The sequence below is a fragment of the Candidatus Atelocyanobacterium thalassa isolate ALOHA genome, assembly GCF_000025125.1.
GTDB classification, from domain to species: Bacteria; Cyanobacteriota; Cyanobacteriia; order Cyanobacteriales; family Microcystaceae; genus Atelocyanobacterium; species Atelocyanobacterium thalassae.
Window position 1 is genome coordinate 411184 of record NC_013771.1, and the last position, 24425, is coordinate 435608.

At 29.8% G+C, this 24425-nt stretch carries 20 protein-coding genes; 13 read left to right on the top strand and 7 right to left on the bottom strand.

The window, feature by feature from the left end; translation table 11 throughout:
- Nucleotides 1–396: 396 nt before the first annotated feature.
- Together UCYN_RS01745 and UCYN_RS01750 are read right to left on the bottom strand one after the other, a co-directional pair.
- Entirely contained in the window at nucleotides 397–1140 is a 744-nt protein-coding gene (locus tag UCYN_RS01745; RefSeq protein WP_012953777.1) for a glucosamine-6-phosphate deaminase, read from the bottom strand.
- 132 nt (nucleotides 1141–1272) lie between these two features.
- Entirely contained in the window at nucleotides 1273–2514 is a 1242-nt protein-coding gene (locus tag UCYN_RS01750; RefSeq protein ID WP_012953778.1) for an MFS transporter, read from the bottom strand.
- Between the two features lie 689 nt (nucleotides 2515–3203).
- On the opposite strand from UCYN_RS01750, the gene UCYN_RS01755 reads away from it, so the two are divergent.
- Both UCYN_RS01755 and UCYN_RS01760 read left to right on the top strand, forming a co-directional pair.
- Nucleotides 3204–3830, top strand: coding sequence for an exopolysaccharide biosynthesis protein (locus UCYN_RS01755; protein ID WP_012953779.1), 627 nt, complete (start codon nucleotides 3204–3206; stop codon nucleotides 3828–3830).
- A gap of 182 nt (nucleotides 3831–4012) precedes the next feature.
- Nucleotides 4013–5068 carry a D-alanine--D-alanine ligase family protein gene (locus tag UCYN_RS01760; protein ID WP_041487728.1) on the top strand — a complete coding sequence of 352 codons (1056 nt, stop codon included), beginning with the start codon at nucleotides 4013–4015 and terminating at the stop codon, nucleotides 5066–5068.
- A gap of 148 nt (nucleotides 5069–5216) precedes the next feature.
- On the opposite strand, the gene UCYN_RS01765 is transcribed toward UCYN_RS01760, so the two are convergent.
- The gene (locus UCYN_RS01765) at nucleotides 5217–6569 is read right to left on the bottom strand and encodes a trans-splicing intein-formed DNA polymerase III subunit alpha C-terminal partner DnaE-C (RefSeq protein ID WP_012953781.1); all 1353 of its coding nucleotides are present in this window, start codon (nucleotides 6567–6569) and stop codon (nucleotides 5217–5219) included.
- 296 nt (nucleotides 6570–6865) lie between these two features.
- On the bottom strand, nucleotides 6866–7993 hold the full coding sequence (locus UCYN_RS01770) for a THUMP domain-containing class I SAM-dependent RNA methyltransferase (RefSeq protein ID WP_012953782.1): 1128 nt from the start codon (nucleotides 7991–7993) through the stop codon (nucleotides 6866–6868).
- Nucleotides 7994–8550: 557 nt separating this feature from the next.
- Here UCYN_RS01770 and UCYN_RS01775 point away from each other — a divergent pair.
- Nucleotides 8551–9693, top strand: coding sequence for a glycosyltransferase (locus UCYN_RS01775; protein ID WP_012953783.1), 1143 nt, complete (start codon nucleotides 8551–8553; stop codon nucleotides 9691–9693).
- 71 nt (nucleotides 9694–9764) lie between these two features.
- Nucleotides 9765–10499, top strand: a complete 735-nt coding sequence (locus UCYN_RS01780; RefSeq protein WP_012953784.1) for an undecaprenyl-phosphate galactose phosphotransferase family protein — start codon at nucleotides 9765–9767, stop codon at nucleotides 10497–10499.
- Nucleotides 10500–10611: 112 nt separating this feature from the next.
- Here UCYN_RS01780 and UCYN_RS01785 read toward each other — a convergent pair whose 3' ends face one another.
- Entirely contained in the window at nucleotides 10612–10983 is a 372-nt protein-coding gene (locus UCYN_RS01785) for a hypothetical protein (protein WP_012953785.1), read from the bottom strand.
- A 404-nt stretch (nucleotides 10984–11387) separates the two neighbouring features.
- On the opposite strand from UCYN_RS01785, the gene queA reads away from it, so the two are divergent.
- The 3 genes from queA to cmk all read left to right on the top strand — a co-directional run bounded on the left by queA (nucleotide 11388) and on the right by cmk (nucleotide 16263).
- Complete coding sequence (gene queA, locus UCYN_RS01790) at nucleotides 11388–12473, top strand: tRNA preQ1(34) S-adenosylmethionine ribosyltransferase-isomerase QueA (RefSeq protein WP_012953786.1); 1086 nt, start codon at nucleotides 11388–11390, stop codon at nucleotides 12471–12473.
- A gap of 28 nt (nucleotides 12474–12501) precedes the next feature.
- Complete coding sequence (gene uvrA, locus UCYN_RS01795; protein ID WP_012953787.1) at nucleotides 12502–15357, top strand: excinuclease ABC subunit UvrA; 2856 nt, start codon at nucleotides 12502–12504, stop codon at nucleotides 15355–15357.
- Between the two features lie 210 nt (nucleotides 15358–15567).
- Complete coding sequence (cmk, locus tag UCYN_RS01800; RefSeq protein ID WP_012953788.1) at nucleotides 15568–16263, top strand: (d)CMP kinase; 696 nt, start codon at nucleotides 15568–15570, stop codon at nucleotides 16261–16263.
- Nucleotides 16264–16395: 132 nt separating this feature from the next.
- Here cmk and fba read toward each other — a convergent pair whose 3' ends face one another.
- Together fba and cobT are read right to left on the bottom strand one after the other, a co-directional pair.
- The gene (fba, locus tag UCYN_RS01805) at nucleotides 16396–17463 is read right to left on the bottom strand and encodes a class II fructose-bisphosphate aldolase (protein ID WP_012953789.1); all 1068 of its coding nucleotides are present in this window, start codon (nucleotides 17461–17463) and stop codon (nucleotides 16396–16398) included.
- A 265-nt stretch (nucleotides 17464–17728) separates the two neighbouring features.
- Nucleotides 17729–18829, bottom strand: coding sequence for a nicotinate mononucleotide-dependent phosphoribosyltransferase CobT (gene cobT, locus UCYN_RS01810; protein WP_012953790.1), 1101 nt, complete (start codon nucleotides 18827–18829; stop codon nucleotides 17729–17731).
- A gap of 444 nt (nucleotides 18830–19273) precedes the next feature.
- On the opposite strand from cobT, the gene UCYN_RS01815 reads away from it, so the two are divergent.
- From UCYN_RS01815 to thiL, 6 genes are all read left to right on the top strand, one after another.
- Nucleotides 19274–20383 carry an iron-containing alcohol dehydrogenase family protein gene (locus tag UCYN_RS01815; protein ID WP_012953791.1) on the top strand — a complete coding sequence of 370 codons (1110 nt, stop codon included), beginning with the start codon at nucleotides 19274–19276 and terminating at the stop codon, nucleotides 20381–20383.
- Nucleotides 20384–20716: 333 nt separating this feature from the next.
- The gene (locus UCYN_RS01820; RefSeq protein ID WP_041487729.1) at nucleotides 20717–21157 is read left to right on the top strand and encodes a single-stranded DNA-binding protein; all 441 of its coding nucleotides are present in this window, start codon (nucleotides 20717–20719) and stop codon (nucleotides 21155–21157) included.
- 214 nt (nucleotides 21158–21371) lie between these two features.
- Nucleotides 21372–21878 carry an inorganic diphosphatase gene (locus UCYN_RS01825; RefSeq protein WP_012953793.1) on the top strand — a complete coding sequence of 169 codons (507 nt, stop codon included), beginning with the start codon at nucleotides 21372–21374 and terminating at the stop codon, nucleotides 21876–21878.
- 95 nt (nucleotides 21879–21973) lie between these two features.
- The gene (locus tag UCYN_RS01830; RefSeq protein ID WP_012953794.1) at nucleotides 21974–22333 is read left to right on the top strand and encodes an NAD(P)H-quinone oxidoreductase subunit M; all 360 of its coding nucleotides are present in this window, start codon (nucleotides 21974–21976) and stop codon (nucleotides 22331–22333) included.
- Nucleotides 22334–22605: 272 nt separating this feature from the next.
- On the top strand, nucleotides 22606–23421 hold the full coding sequence (locus UCYN_RS01835) for an ABC transporter permease (protein WP_407078873.1): 816 nt from the start codon (nucleotides 22606–22608) through the stop codon (nucleotides 23419–23421).
- Nucleotides 23418–24401, top strand: a complete 984-nt coding sequence (gene thiL / locus UCYN_RS01840; RefSeq protein WP_012953796.1) for a thiamine-phosphate kinase — start codon at nucleotides 23418–23420, stop codon at nucleotides 24399–24401. Before UCYN_RS01835 ends, thiL begins: the two co-directional genes overlap by 4 nt.
- Nucleotides 24402–24425: the final 24 nt, after the last annotated feature.

A 24425-nucleotide genomic window follows, 5' to 3' on the forward strand; every position in this document is an offset into this window, starting at 1 on the left:
TGTCTAGAGCTCTGACTATCACAACAATAGAATGTTCCAAAAAAATAAGTTTTTTAAAAAAGAATTATTATTAAAAGCACTATTATATTCATATGTAAATAATCTTAGCCTGAGTATAGAGTCTATAAAAAAGGATTTTTTATATCAGTTTCTTTTTTCTCTTAAGGAAATTCATATTTCAAGAAAAGTAAAATTAACATATTAAAATAACCAACCAGTAGGGCACTTTACTGGTTTTTTATAAATTTAACTAAGATTAAATTCATGAAAGACTTTATACAGAAGATATTTAGATAATCTACTTTTAAAAAAATAAGATCTAAATTTTAGAATTTAATCTATTTTCATGTAGTCAACATATATAGTTATTAGCGTTAATTATTAAACAAACAATATCTATAGGAGTGAAGCTGAGCACTTATCCAATAATAAAGTTGTATCAGAATGCTGTCTTAAAATGGATGAAGGACATTTTGAAGAAATATTGTTTTGTAACATAATTTTAACTATTTTTGCTTTATTTTCTCCAGTTGCTAAGCAAAGAATTCTTTTGACTGACAAAATCATTGGAATAGTTACAGTTAAAGCATATTTAGGTACATTTTCTATAGATTGAAAGTAATTTTGATCTACTTGAGAACAACGAGTATTTAGATCTAGCTCAACAATTTTTACTAAATCAAAATCATTAAAATTTTCTGCCTGCGGTTCATTGAAAGCCAAATGTCCGTTAACTCCTACTCCTAAAAAACAAATATCAACTTGTCTTCTTCTGAGTAATTTAGAATAGCGAATACATTCTTGCAAGGGCTCTAAGGTATCTCCAAGTAAGTAGTTAAAAGATTTTGCCTTAATTTTGTTTTCTACTTTTGCACGAAGATAAGTATGGAAACTAGCAGGATGATCTTTATCGATATTTAAGTATTCATCTAGATGTAAAAAATTAACACGTGACCAATCAATTTTTCTTGAATCTGTTAAAGCTTCTAGAAATTTAATTTGAGAATTACCTGTGGCTAATAAAACTGTGGCTTCATCTTGTTTATTTAAAGTCTCCATAAGATAGTTTTGCGTAATTCTAGCTGCTTCAGCTGATACGGCATATTTATCTTCATGTATCTGAACAGTTAAAGAACTCATTATTTAGTATTTGATTGTTTTTTATACAGTATCTAGTTTTGTTAAAAAATAGAATTTTCTATATATTTTTATTTAGTTTCATAAAATTAAAAATAAATTAGAAACATTTTAATTAAAATATATAAAATATTATTAATTTTCACGATAGTATAAATCTTCTCTCTTTCCTACAGCAAAAGCTAAAGACGTTTTTATCGTGGGATTAGATTGGACAATAAATAAGATAAATGCAATTAAGGCTAAATTACTACTAAAAGTAAAAATAGTTTGATAAGTAAGTTCACTTCCTAGAATACCTACTATAGGTCCTGCAAGAGCTATACCAAGATCATAACCACCTAGACATACAGAGTAAACTTGACCTCTTTCTTGAGGAGATGAACGATCAGAAACTAAGGTGATGATCATAGGCATAAGAATTCCTGCTCCTATTCCTTCAAAGATAGCTGCTAAATATAATTGTTGACTTCCAGTCGCTTGAGTCAATAAAATCATTGAGCTAAAATAGCAAAGAATACTAGTTGTAATAAATAAACCACGCCCAAATTTATCAGCTACTCTACCTAAGAAAATTCGCGATAAAAAGCTTGTAATAGAAGCTAATGTATAAAATAAACCTGCACTAAATTCTAATCCTTTTTCTTCTAAAAAGAGAGGTAAAAAAGTTATTATCGTACCAAATAGCAGACCAATTAATAACAAAACTAATGTTGGAATAACTAAAGAATGACTAGATAGTATTTTATGAAAGCTATGAGACGAATCGTTATTATTAATACCAGAAGAACTATAAGAGTTAGAGTTGGATTCTTTTTGCATTGCGACAACTAAAAATAACCCTAAAAAGCCACAAATTGATGACACAATAAATAAAGTAGTATATCCAAAATTTTCTTTTAATAAATCTCCAAATACAGGACCAATGCTCATACCAATAGGTGTTACTAAGCTCATATAGCCAATTACTCGTCCTCTATGTTTTATGGGCGAAAAATCTATAACCAAAGCACTATAGGCTGTAGTAAAAGCAGAAATACTAATACCGTGAATTGCACGAACAATAGACAAAGGAAGGATAGTTTGAACAAAAAGATAATTTAATGGAGATAAAGCTGCAATAATAACTCCAATATAAAGAACTAATTTTCTGCTTTTAGTATCAGCTAAATAACCTAACAGTGTTCTAGAAAATAATGATCCCACAGCAAAACTACCCATAATCAAACCAATTTCAGGTTTTGTACCACCAAGATACTCAACATATGTTGGTAAGGTAGGTAATAAAACTGTAATACTAATCCAAAAAAATAAGCTTACTCCCAGTAGAAGTCCTAAATTTTGTTTTTGTCGAGAGTCGAGATCGATATAGTCCATTAAGATGTCCACATAGAGTGCTTAATTCATAATAATATTGTTTTTAACGAAAAAGCTATTTAGTTAAATTAAAGAAAATCATTAGACATAACAACTACAATCTAAAATTTTTTAATGACAGATTTAGTTATAAAATCCAGAGATTATTTTTTACTTGCAGATTTTATATTCATTTTTTACTTTATTGAATGAATTTTTCTTTATTTTCATATAATATTAAATGAGCTAATGTATATTAACTATAAGTAATATGCTAGTCAATGATCATCAAAATATTTACTTTTAAAAATAAAATTTTTAGAACATAACACTAAAATTTTACTTATACTATTTCGTTAAATATATAATTTTTATTTTGAAAAACTAAAATATCACATACACAAAATAAAACTACGAAACATAAAAAATTTATTTTTAATTAGATATTAAGCTCAAACAAACGCTACCTTATCTATGCTACTCGACTATAAAAATGGTTTTAACAAAATATTAGGTTTTAGAAACCTAATATGAAATATGAAGGGAGAATTTCTTTGGTATCCATAATATTTCTGAAAAAACTCATCAAAAATATTATTTATTCAAAGTCTAAAAAAGCAAATATACCAATTACTAAAGTTTAAAAACTTAAGTTTAATAAGGAAACTGCACGCGTTATTTTTTATTTTAAATATTAAAGCTAAGATATTATGACTAAATTATCGATTGAATTGGAACAATACTTTTCGCAAAAAAAGCTGTCAGATGATATAAGATTAGTTGATCTTCTAGAACTAGCTGGAAAAAGAGTTTTTGGTTTTTTATTTGTTATCTTATCCCTTCCCTCAGCTTTACCAGTCCCAGCACCTGGTTATTCGATTCCTTTTGGAATATTAATACTTATTCTAGCCTGCCAATTTGTTTTAGGAACTAGAATTCCTTGGTTTCCAAAAAAGCTTTTAAATAGTTCTATAAAGCTAGGAACTGCACAAGCTTTTGTTCAAAAAAGCAAACCATGGTTACAACGTATTGAATTATTAGCTCGTCCTCGTATGACCTACATCTGTACTAACAAAATTACACGTATTTTTATTGGTTTAATAATTATTTTTATGTCGATTTCTATGATGATACCTATTCCTGGGACGAATACATTACCTGCAATAGGTATTTTCGTAACAGGCTTTGGATTGCAAGAAAATGATGGATGTATTACTTTTCTCGGACTAATTGTTTGCTCAATAGCTAGCGTTTTATCTGCGTCTATTCTTATGGTTGCTATTTGGAGCGGAAGTACGCTTATCGAGGTTCTTAAGGGTTATTTAACAATTTTATAATTATTATAATTTCTCTAATTTTAATTAGAGAAATACAATATTGTTTAAAGACTGTGTCAAAAGCATATTCTAGATTTAATTAAGCTGATACGATAAATTATTTATCTTACTTATTTTTAAATTAAAGTCGTTAAGATAATAATGATAGTTTATGATTGTTTCTAATTAGACAATAAAAAGAAATGATGAAAATATCAATAGGCTTATTGTTTGGCGGAGCCTCAGAAGAACATATAGTTTCTATTAATTCAGCTAGAGCTATTTTACAAGCATTACAAATAGGTAATAATCTATGTAAGTATAATGTAATACCTATTTATATTCAAAGAAATGGTGTTTGGATATCTGGAAAAATAGCTGAACAAGTTTTACAAACCAAACAAGCTTTACCATTAGTATTACTAAAAAAAGAAGAAAAATTTCAGCTATGGCAATTTCCAACTGAAGTAAATCAAATAGATGTTTGGTTTCCAGTTTTACATGGTCCAAATGGAGAAGATGGAACTATTCAGGGCCTATTAAAGATGATGCAAACTCCCTTTGTTGGAACTAGTGTATTAGGATCAGCAATAGGTATGGATAAGATTGTAATGAAAACAATATTTTCACAAGCAGGATTTCCTCAGGTTAAATATTTAACTCTTGAATATTCTAAATTGTTTTCTAATGCTCAATACTATTCTCAATTATGTAATGATATTAGAACAAATCTTGGATATCCATGTTTTATTAAACCAGCCAATCTGGGTTCTTCAGTTGGAGTTTCAAAAGTCTCTTCTCATGATGAATTAGAGATTGCTCTAAAAAATGCTGCTAGTTATGACAATCGAATCATTATTGAAGAAGGAATTATCGCTAGAGAATTAGAATGTGGAGTTTTGGGAAATGATATTCCTAAAGCATCTGTCGTAGGAGAAATTACTTTTGAAAGTGATTTCTATGATTATAAAGCTAAATATAAAGATACTAGTTCTAAGATACATATTCCTGCTCAATTACCAAATCATATAATAGAAAAAATTCAACAGATGGCCATTAACGCATTTACTACAATTAATGGTAGAGGATTATCTAGAGTAGATTTCTTTTATATTGAAGGAACCCAAAAAATTTTTATCAATGAGATTAACAGTTTCCCTGGCTTTACAGAGTCTAGTATGTATCCAGAATTATGGATAAAGACAGGATTAGAGTTTCACGAGCTAGTAGATAAATTAATTGAATTAGCTTTAAAATAAATTTAGAAGTTATCTTTTAAAAAAACTATTGAAGACGAATATTTGCATAAAGGAATAAAGATATTCAATAATCTTTTTTTATTACAAAAGCTAATTTTATTGTTAATCAAAATAATTACAATTTGTCTTTATAAAGAATAAAACCATATTATTTTTTATATTCCAATAAAGAAATAGAATATGAATTAAACTCAACTTTGTTTAAAGCATTAATGACTAATTTTTCATCATTAGGCCAATAACTTTCGTCTAATCTAATTAATTTTTTATTGCCTTTATCCTGAAGAAATATAAAAAGTGGTATTTTAGTTTGATTATTTTTTCCTGCATGTCCAGATAGAATAGACTTCAAATTATGACAAGATATTTTATTGGTAGCTTGTTCCAAACTCAAATCAATAATAACTATTCTCATAGAATCTATATCTTGAGCATGTTCTATTATTACTTGTACTTTATCGTCTCGAAAATCAACTTTTCCCCAAATAATTAATACGGAGTCTTTTGTTAGAACATTTTTAATTTTCTTATAACTTTTTGGGAAACAAACTCCTTCGATATGTCTTGATGTATCTTCTAAAACTAAAAAGGCCATCTGATCTCCTTTTTTAGTTGTATATTCTTTAATTTCAGCAATTGTAGATAAAATAGTAATATTTCTCTTAGCTTTCTGAACTATTATTTCATCAAAAGAAACTGGAGAGAGAATTGAAACTGGTTCTTCAATTATTCTTAGAGGATGTTCTGAAATATAAAAACCAAGATATTCCTTCTCAAATTTTAATTTATCTTGTAGAGAGAAATCTTCAACTGATGGAGAGCTAGGAACATCTTCATATTCTAAGTCTAAGTTAGAGTTATCAGCATTATTAGTAATTAAATCAAAAAGATTTAATTGACCACTTTCTTTATCTTTTGCTTTTTTTTGTGCCCAAGAAATTACTAAATCAAGATCATTAATTAATTGTTTACGATTATTAGAAACACTATCAAAAGCTCCAGAATAAATTAAAGTTTCTAAGGCTCTTTTGTTAACAGTTCTTGAATCAGTATTAGAGCAAAAATCTGCCAAAGAATTAAATTTTGTATTTAATTGTATTCTAGCTTTTAAGATACTATCTATAGCTCCTTCTCCTAAGTTTCTAACTGCTGATAATCCAAAAAGAATTTGATTTTCTAAAGGAGTAAAATCTTTAAGAGAAAGACTAATATCTGGAGGTAAAACTTGAATACCCATTTTTTGACAATTTTCTCGATATTTTTCTATCTTATCTTGATTATCACTATTAGCAGTTAATAAAGCAGCCATATATTCAACAGGATAATTGGCTTTTAAATATGCTGTCTGATAGGTTATGTAAGCATAAGCTGTGGAGTGAGATTTATTAAAGCAATTAGAAGCTATAAAACCATTATCTAATAGAAAATTATGATCTTTTTCTAGACCAATATCAAATACTTCATGAATTCCTAAAGATTTACGGGATGTAATTTTAGTCATATTTATCTGTTATAAAACTTTTATTTTTTAAACTTAAAATTAAACCTTATGTGATTAATATATAAAAAGTAATTAACTAAAAATTGAAATTTTAACACAATTAGAATGGAACCATTTACAAATAATAATACAGTATATGATATTTTCTGAGATGAGTTAACTGATCCATTTATTAATTTTAAAGAGTCCTGAAACTAATAAATTTTTAGAAAATCTTATGTCTAATGTATTTTTAATTAATATATAGACTAACAATTTAGTACAGTAAGTAATTTAGTATCTAATGATATACAAACTTAATATAAATCGTACTTTAATAAAGTACAGTTCAAGGATCCATTATAAATTGAAGTACGACTAGATGCTCTTAGTCCAATTTGTTTTATTAATTCTTTATCACCACTTAGAATATAAGCCACCCATCCTTTAAAACGTTGCTTGAGTATATCACCCAATAGTTTATATAATTTGCCTAATTCTTTAGTATCTCCTATACGCTTTCCGTAAGGTGGATTACATATAATCATTCCTCTATCTGCTGGTGCCTCAATATCTTTCAGAACTGTTTGGATAAAATAAATATGTTTTTCAATATTACACTGTTTCGCATTTATTTTTGCTTGTTCTATTACTGATAAGTCACAATCATACCCGAAGATAGGTGCTTTAAGTTTCTTTCTTTGTTTTTCAACTGCTTCATTAATTATAGTTTTATAAAGTTTTTCATCAAAGTCTTGCCAGAATTGAAATCCAAAAGATTTTCTGTTTAAACCTACAGCTATGTTTAAACTTTTTAAAGTTGCTTCAATAGGTATAGTTCCTGACCCACACATAGGATCTAATAAACAGATATCAGGTGTCCACTCTGCTATGTCTAATAGTGCTGAAGCCAAGCTCTCTTTGATAGGTGCGAAGCCCATGGCTGTGCGATATCCTCTTCTGTGTAAACTATTTCCAGAACTGTCTAAACTTAAAATACATGAATTTTTATCAATATGAGCATTTATTAAAATATTAGGATTTTTAGTATCAATAATAGATCTCTTATTGAAGCGAAGTCTTTGCTGATCAACAATAGAGTTTTTAATTTGTAGAGCGGTAAAGTGAGTATGATTTAATTTTAAGTTTTTTCCTGTACAGTTTACTGCGAATGTTTGTTCTGTTCTTAAATATTGAGACCAGTCTATTTTATTAACATTGTTATACAGTTCCAACTCATCATTACACTTAATTGTAAGAATAGGCATTAGAAAACGAAAGACAGTTCTTGACCATATATTAACCCTGTACAATAGAGATTTATCACCTTGAAAATGAACTCCAGCAAATGTGATTTCAATATTCTTAGCGTTTAATTTTCTTAATTCTTCAGCAGCTACTTTCTCTAATCCTCTGGCAACAGTAGCAAAGTATTGATTAGGCATTAATTCAATAATCCTGTAAAATGAATTCTATCAATCATGACTATTCTCATAATATACGTACTACACATATACTACTAGAAATGGGTTTGCGACAAATATCTAAAATAAAATTATATTATTAGTACTGTTTATTTATAGTAATTCTATATCTAATTACGGCATTAATCATAACGAAAAAATATAAATTAAATTATTTACAATCTAAACTGTTAACAATTTATATCAAAAAATTCAATAGTATAAAAAATAATAAAAGTAATGTTTATATCTTTATGAAGTAAGATATAAATCGTGGTATGAAACAAGACTTATCTTGCTAGTAATTAATCACGAAATTTTATAAATTAAAGACCTACAATATTTTATTCTTAACTTATAAAATATAAGAAAAGTAAATTATTATTTATCGCTATTTTCTCTAGATTGTATAGAATATCAAGTGTTATGAAAAAATGAAGAAAATTATTACTTTAAAACAGTTTTTACTGTAGAAGTGGCCTATAAGTCTAAAATTAGCATTTTTTTAACTTTATCTTACTTATATATAATAGCTATATATGAAATACGCCTTAGTTCATGAATGGTTAACTCCAAAAGCTACAGGAGGTTCTGAATTAGTAGTCAAAGAAATCCTTAAGCACATAACAGCTGATGTTTATTCTCTTATTGACTTTGAATCTACTAACCCTAAGAGTTATCTTTATAATCGCTCTATTGGAACCACTTTTTTACAATACTTTCCTTTAGCCCATACTGGTGTCCAAAAGTATTTGCCTTTCCTCCCTTTAGCTATAGAACAACTAGATTTAAGAAAATACGATGTAATACTATCTTCTTCTCACTCTGTAGCTAAGGGAATACTTGCAAGTCCACATCAACTACATGTTTGCTATTGTCATACACCAATGCGCTATGCTTGGGATTTAACTTTTGATTATCTCAGAAGTTCAATGATAGGTAGAGGAATTCCTGGAATATTTACGCGTTATTTATTACATCATCTAAGACAGTGGGATGTTATATCTGCTAACCGTGTTGATTTTTTTATAGCTAATTCTCATCATACGGCTGATCGTATATGGCGTTGTTATCGTCGTACAGCTAAAGTTATTTATCCTCCAGTGGATATAGATAGATTTACCTTTAATTCTAGTAAAGATGATTTTTATGTTACTGTTTCTAGGCTAGTTAGTTATAAAAAAATTAGCTTAATCGTACAAGCTTTTAATAAATTAGGATATCCTCTAATTATTATTGGTGATGGACCAGAAATTGCAAAACTTCGTTTAATAGCCAAACCAAACATACAAATTTTAGGAGCACAAAAGGATACAGTAGTAGAAAAGTATGTTGCAAAAGCAAAGGCTTTTATATATGCTGCCTGTGAAGACTTTGGAATTGCCTTAGTAGAAGCTCAAGCTTGTGGAACTCCAGTTATCGCCTATGGAAATGGTGGTGCTTTAGAAACTGTTATTGATGTACAACAAGATGCACAAAATGGAACTGGGATTTTATTTAAACATCAAACTGTTGAATCTCTTATTGATGCAGTTGAAACTTTTCAAGATTTCCAGTATCAAGTGGATCCTAAAAGTTGTCGTCGTCAGGCAGAAAAGTTTTCTCCTGAGATTTTTAAAACATCTTATTTAGCTTTTTTAGAAAAATGCTATAAAAATTTTACTGAAAATTCCTCGTCATAGACTTATACTAATGTACATATTTACCTGATAAGATTCTAAAAAACTAGTATGGTGTAACTTAAAGGAGTGAAATGACTGTTAACAACCAATTGACTTCTATTAAAGTATTGCAAGTTTTAACAAAAAACAAATTAATTCCTTCAATTTTTCAAAAAATTCATTTTAAATCTAGATCACAAAATATATTAAGCAATCAATTTATAAAGAGAGCTTTTGATGTATTGTTTTCTTTATCTGTATTGATTGTCTTTTTGCCTCTCTATTTGTTATTAAGTTTTTTGATAGCAATTAGTTCTCCTGGCCCTATTTTTTATTTTCAAGAAAGAGCTGGAAAGAATTTTAAGAAATTTAAATGCATTAAGTTTAGAACCATGGTTCAGAATGCAGATGAAGTATTAGAATCAATAATGGCAAGTTCTCCACAAATCAAAGCTGAATTTGAAAATAATTTTAAGTTAAGAGAAGATCCTCGAATTACTTGGATTGGGAAATTTCTTCGTTTAACTAGTCTGGATGAATTTCCTCAGTTTTGGAATGTTCTAAAAGGAGATATGAGTGTTGTTGGGCCTAGGCCTTTAGTTACTGAAGAGCTTTGTAAATACGGAGATAAGATAGGCAAGGTTTTAACTATTCGTCCGGGTATTACTGGTTTGTGGCAAGTTTCAGGGCGTAATGATATCCCTTATCCTCAAAGAGTACAAATTGATGTTTATTATGTGAATTATTATAATTGGATGATAGATATATGGATAATCTTTAAAACTATTGGAATAATTATTTTTCCGAAGAATAATGGTGCTTACTAAATTAAAGATTAATTATATAAAAACTACCATAATTAAGAGTTAAATTATGGTAGTTTTTATTTACTATGGATTAAAAAATTATTACTGATTTGTAAGATATTTCTTAATGTCGTTATGCAATATCGCAAGTTAAAGGACAAGATGCATAAACAGAAGTATTTATATGAGTTCCTTTACCATTTAACCATCTTAGCCAATGTACTTCTTGAGGATGTATACCTTTAATTGTTAATATGGCTGCACTTGTGAAAATTATTAGTAAATTAAGACTAAGTAGAGTTCCTACAACTAATAATACAGAACTCATGGGTAAAAATGTTTGTAGGATAATGGAAGCTAAAGCGCAAAAAGTTGCCATAAAAATAATTACAGGAAACCCTACAATCAATAAGCACACTATTAAAGAAAAACTCCATATTAAAAAACTTTTAATGATTATAAAAGAGTCAAGATTTCTCAAGTCTATCTTTTGTATAAGATTCATATATTACTCCTCCTTAAGAAACGTAAGCTTCAACAGCGTTGATTGAAATAAGTATAAGTATCACAATGAATTGATTGTAATTTCTGACATAAAAATTAACATACAAAGCTAGCTTTCATTGCTTATATATGTTATCCAAATAGAGATAATTTAGCTTAAGGTCTATTTCAGTTAATAAAGTTATTATTTATATTTTCTCTATGTAGAGTCAAACGTCACATAGCATTTATTTTGTACTTTAAATAATGTTTCTATTGCTTTAAAATGAAAAGAAGTAACTATTTTTAATAATGTAATTATTAAAAATAGAAGTTCAAGGAAATAAAAACCACATCATATAGTTTTGATCTTCTCGAACCTCATGTTAAACATAAACAACAGCTTCTTTTCAATAAAACTGTCTTATGAATGATGATTACTCATTATCAAGCTATAACTATTACTTACCTTCAGATTTAATTGCTCAGAGTCCTTTGGTTCCTAGAGATTCTTCGCGGCTATTAGTGATAAATTCTCTCGATACTCATATTCATAGTTTTTTTCATGAATTACCTAAGTGGCTATTACCTGGAGATTTGTTAGTGTTTAATAATACACAAGTTATTCCAGCAAGGCTCTACGGACAAAAAACTACTGGAGCTAAGGTTGAGGTTTTATTACTAGAGGAAAAAGAACCTTTCTCCTGGCTTGCGCTAGTTAAACCAGGAAAAAGATTTAAAATTGGTAGTGAAATTTTATTTAAAGAAAAATTAGATGATCTCAACCAAGATTTTTTAATAAAGGCAACAGTAGTAGATCAAGATGAAGAAACAGGAGGAAGAATACTAAAGTTTGACGTGAGCTCTAGAAAAATTTTTTGGGAAGCTTTAGAAAGAATTGGGCATCTTCCTTTGCCGCCTTATATTTCTAATTGCAATGCTCATTCATCTCAGTATCAAACAATTTATGCACAAAAGCCTGGAGCAGTAGCTGCTCCGACAGCAGGATTGCACTTTACTCAAGAGTTATTACAAAAGTTACAGAAGAAAGGAATTGAGCAAGCTTATATTACTTTACATGTAGGACTAGGAACATTCCGCCCAGTTAGTACAGATGATATAAAGCAACATACAATGCATCAAGAATGGGTAGAAGTGCCAAGTGAAACAATCCAGAAAATTCATAAAACTAAGATTAACGGAGGAAGAGTAATAGCAGTAGGGACTACTGTGGTAAGAGCTTTAGAGGGAATGGCGAATGAAACTTCAATGGATACAGAATATGGCGTAAAGTCTTTTTCAGGTAAAACTGATATTTTTATTTATCCAGGATATAGTTGGCGCTTGATTGATGGAATGATTACAAACTTTCATCTTCCTAAATCTAGTTTACTAATGCTTGTTAGTGCTCTAATAGGGAGAAAAAGATTATTAGAATTGTATAAGATAGCTATTGAACAAAAATACCGTTTTTATTCTTTTGGAGATGGGATGTTGGTTCTACTATCTTGAAAAACTATAAGAAATAAAAATAAAGATTATGGCTGATTTAGATAACATTCGTATTCGTGGCGCTAGACAACATAACTTAAAAAATATCAATCTTGAACTTCCACGTAATAAATTAATTGTTTTTACTGGAGTATCAGGTTCAGGAAAATCTTCTCTAGCATTTGATACTATTTTTGCTGAGGGACAAAGACGTTATGTAGAGTCTTTAAGTACTTATGCTAGGCAATTTTTGGGTCAATTAGATAAACCAGAAGTTGATACAATTGAAGGACTGAGTCCTGCTATCTCTATTGATCAAAAATCGACTTCTCATAATCCTCGCTCAACTGTAGGTACAGTAACAGAGATTTATGATTATTTGAGACTATTGTTTGGTCGAGCTGGTACACCATACTGTCCTATATGTGGTCATAGCATTTCTCCTCAAACTATCGACCAGATGTGCGATCGCATAATGGAATTACCAGAAAATACAAGGTTTCAGATTTTATCACCTGTAGCAAGGAGAAAAAAAGGAACTCATAAACAGTTATTATCTAACCTAGCCTCTCAAGGATTCGTAAGAGTAAGAGTTAATGGAGAAATCAAAGAAATTACAGATAATATTCAACTCAATAAAAATCAATACCATAACATTGAAATTGTTGTTGATCGTCTAATTAAAAAGGAAGGTATAGAAGAAAGATTAACTGATTCTTTGAGGACTTGCTTGTTTAACTCTGAAGGATTAGCATTAATCACTATTAATACAGAAAAAGTTATACAAGAAGAAAAAATAGCTATCAAATTGCCCTCTGAATTAATGTTTTCTGAAAACTTCTCTTGTCCTAAACATGGGACAGTAATGGAAGAACTATCTCCTCGATTATTTTCTTTCAATTCCCCTTATGGTGCTTGTCCTGATTGTCATGGCCTAGGAAGTTTACGTAAATTCTCTCCAGAATTAATTATTCCTAATCCTTATTCTCCACTATATGCAGCTATTGCTCCTTGGTCAGAAAAAAACAATTCTTATTATTTATCTCTACTTTATAGTATTGGTAAAAGTTGCGGCTTTGATATTCAGACTCCTTGGAATGAATTAACTAAGGAACAACAAGATTTTGTGTTATACGGTAGTGATGAGCCTATATGGCTTGAAGAAGATTCTCGATTTAATAACCGTAAAGGATACTACTATAATTTTAAAGGAGTTTTAGCAATTTTAGAACGTAATTATAGCGAAATTAGTTCTGAAAATATGAAACAAAAAATGGAAAAGTATATTATTGAACAAACTTGTAAATCTTGCTCAGGTAAACGGTTAAAACCAGAAGTACTATCTGTTAAATTGGGACAATACAATATTAATGAATTAACCAGTGTTTCTATTGATAAATGTTTGAAAAAAATCGAACAATTAGAGCTAACCCAAAAACAGAAGATAATTGGTGAGATAGCGTTGAAAGAAATTAAAAATCGATTACAGTTTCTTTTAGATGTTGGCTTAAATTATTTAACTTTAGATAGAGGAACAGCTACCTTATCGGGAGGAGAAGCACAAAGAATTCGTTTAGCGACACAAATTGGTTCAGGATTAACAGGGGTTTTGTATGTATTAGATGAACCAAGTATCGGATTACATCAACGAGATAATGAACGTCTTTTAAAAACTTTACAGAACCTCAGGGATTTAGGAAATACTCTAATAGTTGTTGAACATGACGAAGAAACTATTAGAATAGCTGATCATATAGTTGACATAGGTCCTCTAGCAGGAATACATGGAGGAATAATAACTTCTCAAGGAAACCTAGAAGCATTGCTAAATTCAAAAAACTCTCTTACGGCAGACTACTTGTCTGGCAGGAGAATAATTAAAAAACGAGAAAAAAGACGCTCAGGTAATGGAGCTATCTTACAGTTGAAAAACTGTCATGCTAACAATTTGAAAAATCTCAATGTATCAATTCCATTAGGTAAATTAGTTACTATTACAGGAGTGTCTGGTTCGGGAAAATCTACTCTAATTAAAAGACTTTTATATCCTGCATTACAAAATCATTTAACTAAAAAAATTCCTTTTCCAAAATATCTTTCTGAAGTTAAAGGTCTTGAACTGATTGACAAAGTAATTATTATAGATCAATCTCCTATTGGTCGAACTCCTCGTTCAAATCCTGTTACCTATACTGGTATCTTTGATAGTATACGAGAACTTTTTTCTCAAACCATAGAAGCAAAAGCAAGAGGCTATAAACCAGGACAGTTCTCTTTTAATGTAAAGGGTGGGAGATGTGAAAATTGTGGAGGACAAGGAGTCAATATGATAGAAATGAATTTTTTACCGGATGTATATGTTCAATGTGAAGTTTGCAAAGGAGCAAGATATAATAGAGAGACCCTACAAGTTAAATATAAAGGATATACAATTTCTGATATTTTAAATGTAACTATTGAAGAAGGATTGCAAATTTTTGAAAACATTCCTAGAGTTATAAATAAATTGCAGACTTTAGTCGATGTAGGATTAGGATATTTAAAACTAGGACAATCAGCGCCAACATTGTCAGGAGGCGAAGCACAACGAGTTAAACTAGCTTCAGAGCTATCTCGTAGGGCGACAGGTAAAACTTTATATCTTATTGATGAACCTACTACTGGTTTATCTTTCTATGATATTCATCATTTGTTAAATATTCTACAAAGACTAGTTGATAAAGGAAATTCAATTGTAGTTATTGAACATAACTTAGATGTAATCAAATGTTCAGATTGGATAATTGATCTTGGTCCAGAAGGCGGTGATGAAGGAGGAAATATTATTGCGGCTGGAACTCCAGAAGCAATTGCTCAAAATCTTCAATCTTATACAGGAAAATATTTAAAAAATATCTTAGACTAAAATTTAGTTTTGAAAGAAGGTTTTATGAAAAAGCTTTCATGTTATTAGTATAAATTTATTATTTTATCAAAAATTAAATACGTAAAAACATGAATATTCAGTATAAATATTTCTAACAAAACAAGTCTTTAAATAAATTATTTTTAACAAAGAAATATAAGTTAAGAAATTTATAAATTGAACCCTAATAAATTATTTATATATTACGGCATGTCTACTCAAAAATTTTCTAAGCTTATTGTAGCTATTGATGGCCCAGCAGGGGCTGGTAAATCAACTGTGACTAAAAAGGTAGCTAAAGCACTTCACTTAACTTATTTGGATACAGGAGCAATGTATCGAGCAATTACCTGGTTGGTCTTAAAATCAAGAATTGCACTAGAAGATGAAAAAGCAATAGCAGAGTTAATTAAAACAGTAACTTTGTGTTTGATAGATGATTTTAAACAAGAAACATCTCAAATTTTGATTAATGGAGAGAATGTAACTAAAAATATAAGAACATTAGAAGTAACTCAATCAGTTTCTCTAATTTCAGCTCAAGTTGCAGTAAGAAATAAATTAGTAAGACATCAGAGAGAGATAGGTTGTTCCAGGGGTGTTGTTGCTGAGGGAAGGGATATTGGCACTAATGTTTTCCCAGACGCAGATATTAAAATATTTCTTACTGCATCTGTAGAAGAAAGAGCAAAACGTAGATTGATAGACTATGAATCTCAAAAATTAGAAAATATTAGTATACACGAACTAAAAAAAGATATTAAAGCAAGAGATTATCAAGATAGTTATCGAAAAATCGCACCTCTCTGTAAAGCTACTGATGCTATTGAATTAAATACAGATGGGCTCACAGTTGAAGAAGTAACTTCTCAAATAATTCTCATATGTAAAAGCTATGTTGAATAACAAGTTGTGTTTTGGCTAAATATTTTAATTTAGTAATTAAATATGTAATGCAATAACTAGAAATTTAAGATGTTAATATTAATTAACCTAAATTTCTAGTTATAAAATGTAATTGCAATCGTTATATTGCAATCAACCTTTTTTACTTGTTGTTAGCTCATTTCTAGAATATTTTGCGGCATAATCTTCAAGACTCATCTGTTTAATTTTGCTAGCATTACCTGCAGCCCAAAACTTTTGATAACGATCAACACAGACTGTTTTCATATAGCCGATAGATGGTTTCATAAAATGGCGTGGATCAAAGTTACTAGGATCTTTTGCAAAGCACTCACGAATAGCCGCTGTAATAGCTAAACGATTGTCAGTATCAATATTGATTTTACGAACCCCGCTCTTTATGCCTTTTTGAATCTCTTCAATAGGTACACCATATGTTTCAGATATCTTCCCACCATATTGATTAATTATATTTAACCATTCTTGAGGTACAGAAGAAGAGCCATGCATGACTAAGTGAGTATTAGGAAGACGTTTATGTATTTCTTCAATAAGACTAATAGCCAATACTTCTCCAGTAGGCTTACGGGTAAATTTGTAAGCGCCATGACTAGTACCAATAGCTACAGCTAAGGCATCAACTTCAGTATTCTCAACAAAATCTACTGCTTCATCCGGATCAGTAAGAAGTTGCTCTTTACTTAAAGTTCCTTCAAATCCATGCCCATCTTCTTTTTCTCCTTGACCAGTCTCAAGCGAACCTAAACACCCAAGTTCGCCCTCCACACTAGAGCCTACAGCATGAGCTACTTTAACTACTTCAGAAGTAACACGAACGTTATAGTCAAAGCTAGCAGGAGTTTTACCGTCTGCCTCTAATGAGCCGTCCATCATTACACTAGTAAATCCGTTACGAATTGCACTATAACAAGTAGCAGGACTATTCCCATGATCCTGATGCATAGCAATAGGAATATGAGGATAACTTTCAACTGCCGCAAGAATTAAATGACGAAGAAAGTTTTCTCCTGCATACTTCCGGGCACCACGAGAGGCTTGTAAAATTGCAGGACTGTTTGTTTCGTCTGCTGCCTGCATGATTGCTAATATCTGTTCCATATTGTTGACATTGAATGCAGGAATACCATAATTGTTTTCTGCTGCATGATCTAAAAGTAGCCGCATAGGTACAAGCGCCATAGATGCCCTCCTAGTTTTTTATAATTTTTATGAGTGGTTCACTAAGAAAATTAATTCCCTTATTCGTTAATCTTAAGCTAGATTTCACTCTTTTGACGAATCCTTTATTTTATTTCTCTTTCTATATGTCGTTATGTAAATAGAGAATTTTATTCATAAAGTAGATAAATAAATGTTTGTGTCCCATATGTACTATGAGATACATGTTTTTTATAAATAAGATTTTTACTAATTTTTTAAAATATTGAAGTTTTTTAAGTACCGATTAGATGTAATAGCTTTTTAAAAGATTCTCAACAATTGATAATAAATCTTTCTCTGTTAAATTATAAGAAATGCTAGAAGCTACAGCACATGCTCCAGCACCCATGCCTTCTTTAACATATCCTTTCTCATAAACCTGCAATTGTTCATAGCAAGATTTAGAAAAATTTAATTGAGTTGCTAGTAAAGGAACTCCTCCTATTGATTTTGCTAATCCTAATATATCTCCACTCTTATCTTCTAAAATCCATCGTGTTGTTCCTACAAGAATATTTTCTAAGTTTGCTTTATAGTGAAATGTTTTTACAATAATTTTTATTAATTGATATACTGCTAGCATTTGTGTACCTCCTGCTAGTATTAAACCAGTTTTTAAGCTAGCTGAAATTGCCATTCCAGCTACAGTAATTTGCATAGGATCTCCAATCGAAGCAATTAATTCGAAGGGGTTGATTGGAGCATCAGCAAAACTATGATTAGCTTTCTTAAAACCCTCATTAATTATTAATTCTTTATAACTATGATTGCAGTAAGGATAACTGCTATTAACTTTCTGTGACGCATTAATCCCTAATCCTTTGAGCACAGCCAATGCTGTTGTTGTCCCACCTACAACACATTCACCTAAAACTAAATATTTTTTGTTTGAATTCTCAGTTAATTTTTCACCCCAAGCTAGACCTTCATAAAATAAATTAATAACTAACTCTAAGGGTAATGCTTTGCCACTACTTAAACAATTAGCCGGCTTTCCTTTTAAATTAATACAAGGAAAAGATGGATTTAGTGGCAACCCAGTATTGAATAAATATAAAGGAATCTGACAGTAATCAATAATTGCACGTGTAATAAATACAGGAGAAACTCCTTGAATTAAAGGTGGTAAGGGATATTTACATGGAGCACTTATTCCTTTAACTAAAAATTCTGCATCTGCTAATGCTGTATATTTTCTAGCTTCTGGAGTAGATCCTGCTAATGAAATATTTGGGATTAGAGCAGTTTTGGTGAATCCTAAAATACAAACGAAAAGAGGAGAAAATTTATCATAAGTACTAATCCATTTATTTGCTAAAGATTTCTCGCTATATGTATAGAACATTCTTTTATTTAATTTGGGAACATTATGGCAGCACAAACGACCAGTTTTAATTTAAATATTTACTGACATACTAGTATAAATAAACTACATATTATTTATATAAAAAAATTAATACTCGACTTTAAAGGGAAAAGCTATAAACAAATCAATTTTATTAAAGTCTATTATATTAATATAATCTTTTATTTCTTTGCCCGTAAAGGATAATAGTTGATAAAATATATAAGAAGAAGGTAAATAAATTACCTTTCTTGTAAAGGCTTGAAAGTTAGTATGAATTTTTAATTGATTAGAAAAGTTAATATTTAACCAATAACAGTGAAATAATTAAAAATACTTTTTATAAACAACTAATTTATTAGAAAATATATTTTGAATTAAAATTATAAGAACATAAAAGCAGTTTCTAAATTATAAGTTTTTAAATCTTATCTAAATACCAATATGGATTATCCATCCAGTGATGTCATTGATTATTTTTCAATTGCCCCTGCTCATATTATTAAAGGGGAAAACGTTATATCTAAAATTGGAGAAAATATTACTCATCTGGGTACTCGGCCTTTAATTGTTGGAGGAGAAAAAACCCTTCCTATTACTGATAATAATTTAAGAACTATTTTAAAAAAACATAAAGAGATAGTAGTTGTTTCTAAAAGTTATTCTCCTGAATGCTCTGAAACTTCTCTAAAACACCTCACCTCTTTAGTTCATGAACATAAAGCAGATGTAATTATTGGAGTTGGAGGAGGAAAAGCTCTTGATATGGCGAAAATATTAGCTTACTGCAATAGGTTACCAATAGTTACAATTCCTACCTCTGGTGCAACTTGTGCTGCATGGACTGCTTTATCTAATATATATACACATCAAGGTATATTTAAATACGATGTATCATTATCACGTTGTCCTGATATCTTAATATTAGACTATTCAATTATCAGAACAGCTCCTCAGAGAACTTTAATAGCCGGGATAGGAGATGCTATTGCTAAGTGGTATGAAGCATCAATTAGCCTGAAAAATGTTAATAATAGGCAAGTTTTAACAATGACGGCGATTCAACAGGCAAAAACCATAAAAAATATATTATTACAAAAATCTTATATAGCTATTAACAATATATATGGGAAAGAGTGGTTCGAAGTGGTTGATGCTTGTATATTATTAGCTGGTATAGTTAGTGGCTTAGGTGGTTCTAATTGTAGAACAGTAGCTGCGCATGCAGTTCATAATGGTTTAACTAATATTAAAACAGTACATACAATATTACATGGAGAAAAAGTAGCTTATGGTATTTTAGTCCAATTAAGATTGGAAGAAATAATGCAAAATAGTCAACTAGCAGCAATTTCGAGACAACAACTTTTAAAATTTTATCAAAAGATTGGTTTGCCACGAAATTTAAAAGAATTAGGATTAGATAAAATAACAAAAGAAGAATTAAATCTTATAGCTCAAATAATTTGTCGTCCAGATTCTGATATTCATCGACTACCTTTTACTGTATCCTCAAAACAATTATTATTAGCAATGAGATCAACAGCGCAATAATTGTTTCAACTAAAATAAAATCTTTTATCCTAATTGACTATTACCAGCAAATAATATAATTTTTATTATTAGATTCTTTAAATAGTTAAAGTTAAGTATTCAATATAATTATTCGTTAAGAAAGATATCAGTCATTCTTCCACTTATTATTTATCATCGTAATGAAAAATAAGTTTAATCCTTTAAAATGGAATAAGAGATAAATTGTTTTTGAAACTTCATTAAAGCAGCAAGGAACAAAATGTAGCTTTTAATCAATCTTTAATTTATGACATTAGAAATTTCAAAATTAATTAAGTAGCAGGACCTTTTATACATACTAGGAGACAACAAATGAACAGTTTTATTTTAATGGCTAAAGTTATTAGTAATCCTGAATTAAGATATACTTCAGATACTCAAAAAGAAGTGACTCAGATGCTTGTAGAGTTTGAAGGCGGTCGTTTGGAAGACTCGTTTCGCACTTTAAAAATTGTAGGTTGGGGTAATCTAGCTGCTAATATGAAAACAAATTGTCATGAAGGTGATATGTTAGTAATTGAGGGTAGATTATCTACTAATACCTTTGAACGTAAAGAAGGATTTAAAGAAAAGAGAGTTGAATTAGTGGCATCAAATTTTTATCCTATTCATAAATCTTCTAGTCCAGATAATTCAAATAACTCTAATGTAAATTTAGATATGTATCAAAGTGAAGATGATAGTAACTATAATCCAGAACAATTAAATAGTAGTGTTACAGTTGCTGAGAATGATGATCCAATTCCTTTTTAGTTAGGATAAGTTTAAGGAATTTCTAAAACTCAGGTCAGACTTTTAAAAACGCTGGATAATAGATCATATACTTAGCATTAATTACTTATGTATTACTATGATCATTTTCTTTATTTCTTCTGTGAATATATTTATTAATATACGTTGCAACATAATTAGAAGAATAATTATCACTATTATTTAATCATTTTTATTAAGATATTTGGAGAAAGTTATGGATTTGAAACTCATCCCTGCTCAGCCTAAATTAGGTTTAGTTAATATCTTAGTAGAAATTCCTGCAGGAAGTAAGAACAAGTATGAATTTGATAGAAACATGCAATCTTTTACTTTAGAGAAGGTATTGCATACCTCTGTACATTATCCTTATGATTACGGTTTTATTCCAAATACAATAGCAGAAGATGGAGATCCTTTAGATGGAATGGTAATCATGGACCAACCAACTTTTCCTGGATGCATAATTGCTTCACGACCTATTGGAATGCTTGAAATAATTGATGGAAAGAAATACGATCAGAAAATTTTATGCATTCCTGATAAAGATGTACGTTTTGATTATGTAAAGTCTTTAAATGATATTGATACTCATCGTTTAGATGAAATTGCTGAATTCTTCCGGACTTATACAAACCTTGAAAAAAAGACTACAAAAATTCTAGGTTGGAAAAATATAGAAGCTGTTTCTTCTCTAATTCAAAAGTGTATTAGGAATAACTAAAATTAAAGGTTATTCATTGTAGAAAAAATAAATTGCTCTTTTAAAAAGAAAACATTACTATTTAAAGTATCAGTTCCCATTTTTACCTAGTCCTTATGTTAGTTAAATATACTACTCGACATATCCGAATCTTTACAGCTGAAATCAAAGAAAATGAGTTGGTTGAAAATGATAAAATACTTACTCTAGATATTGATCCTGACAATGAATTTGTTTGGAATGAAGATATTTTAGAAAAAGTTTACCGTAGATTTGATGAACTAATAGAATCTTCTAGTGGAGAAGATTTAACTGATTATAATCTCAATTATATTGGCTCATCTTTAGAAGACTTTATTCGTGATCTTTTACAAAAAGGTGAAATTAGTTATAACTTAGAGGGACGTTCTCCAAATTATAGTATGGGATTACCTAGAGTTAAAAATCTAGAAACCGAAGGTAAGTACCATCTATAAAATAGTTAATTCTTAATCTCTAAGATATTTTGAAAATATCTTAGAGGATTATTTCTACCTAAATTATTATTGTTTTAAAATATACAAACAATATATATTCAAAATAGTAGTTATTTTTTGGAAAATTAATTTAAACGAATATTTCATCACTATACATATGATATTTAAACCACAATTTTTATAGTAATCTTGTGAACTTATCTTATTTATAAGTTTTTATAATCTTTTCGAAATTTATCATGTCACCCTCTATAAGTACAACTAAAAAGCTAATGCGCCTAGGCATAGCAATAACACTTTTTTGGTTATTTATTGCATTATTTTCGCCACTTTTACAAATAATAGGTGTTTTGCAGGATCCCACAGAGTTGTTAAGTAACATGCCAAGAGAAGCTCCTAGTATAAGCCATTTACTAGGTACTGATATTAGAGGTTATGATGTATTGTCAAGAACATTAATAGGCTCACAAGCTGCCTTGAAAGTTGTATTTCTTTCAACTATTTTTTCTTTAGTTATAGGTGTGCCATCTGGATTAATTAGCGGATATCTAGGGGGAAAGTTAGATAAATTTCTTATGTTTCTGATGGATACTATTTACACTATTCCTGGATTATTACTATCTGTTACCCTATCTTTTATTTTAGGAAAAGGTATAGTTAATATTGCAATTGCAGTAAGCATTGCTTACGTTCCTCAGTATTATCGTATCATACGTAATCATACGAATAGTATCAAAAATCAACTATTTATTGAAGCAGCACAAGCTATAGGAGCTACTCCTCGAACCATTCTATATCGCTATTTATTTTTAAATGTTATTCAAAATGTTCCTGTAGTTTTTACGTTAAATGCTGCAGATGCCATCTTGGTATTAGGAGGATTAGGGTTTTTAGGCTTGGGATTGCCTGAAGAAGTAGCAGAGTGGGGTCATGATCTTAAAGAGGCACTACCAAGTTTATCTACAGGAATATGGTGGACTACTTTATTCCCAGGACTTGCGATGACATCAATGGTGGTCGGATTATCACTTATTGGTGAAGGAATTAGTGAAATATTCATACCCTCTTTACGTAATGAAAATAAATGAGAGTTAAAGATATTGGAGAACAAAAGCTTTTAGAACAGATAAAATCATTTTGCTCTGAAAATCTTATTGGTGATGATGGAGCAGTTCTATCCATAGACCCTCTGCAAAAAATAGTAGTTACAACTGATGTTCTCGTTGATGGAGTACATTTTAGTGACAAAACGACTCCTCCTAGCTCAGTTGGATGGCGTTCTGTAGCTGCAAATTTGTCAGATTTGGCTGCTATGGGGGCTGCTCCAGTCGCGATTACTATAGGGTTAGCAATACCTAAAGAATTACCAATTAAATGGATAAAGTCTTTATATAGTGGAATAAATATTATGTTAAATAAATATAATATACCTATAGTAGGAGGAGATCTTTGTCATTCTCCTGTAAAAACAATTAGCATAACTGCTATAGGTAAAGTATATCCTAATCATATTATTAAACGATCTACAGCTAAGCCAAATCAAGTAATTCTTGTTACAGGTCACCATGGAATGTCAAGAGCAGGGCTGGAAATACTTTCTAATCCAAGATTGGCAAGAGATTTAAATAAAGATATACGGTTAAAATTTATCAATGCCCATCAAAATCCTCAACCTCGTTTAGATGTTTTACCTTATCTTTGGAATACTATGAAAACTCATAAAATAGCAGGAATGGATAGTAGTGACGGTTTGGCAGATGCAATTATCAAAATATGTCAGATGAGTAACGTTGGGGCAGAGATAGAACAATCAAAAATTCCCATGATAGCTAAATTATCTAAATGGATACCTAAGGAAGAAGCACTAAGATGGGTTTTATATGGAGGAGAAGACTTTGAACTAGTGTTGTGTTTACCTCAAGAGATAGCTCTTAAACTACTTCCTCAGTTAGGGGAAAATGCTCATATTATCGGCAAAATAACTCAAAAAAAATCTGTCACTTTACTGAATGATAATTCAGAAGATTTACCTTTAGACCTCTCTAAAGGATTTCAACATTTTTATTAGTTAAAAAACTTCAATATTGCAAAA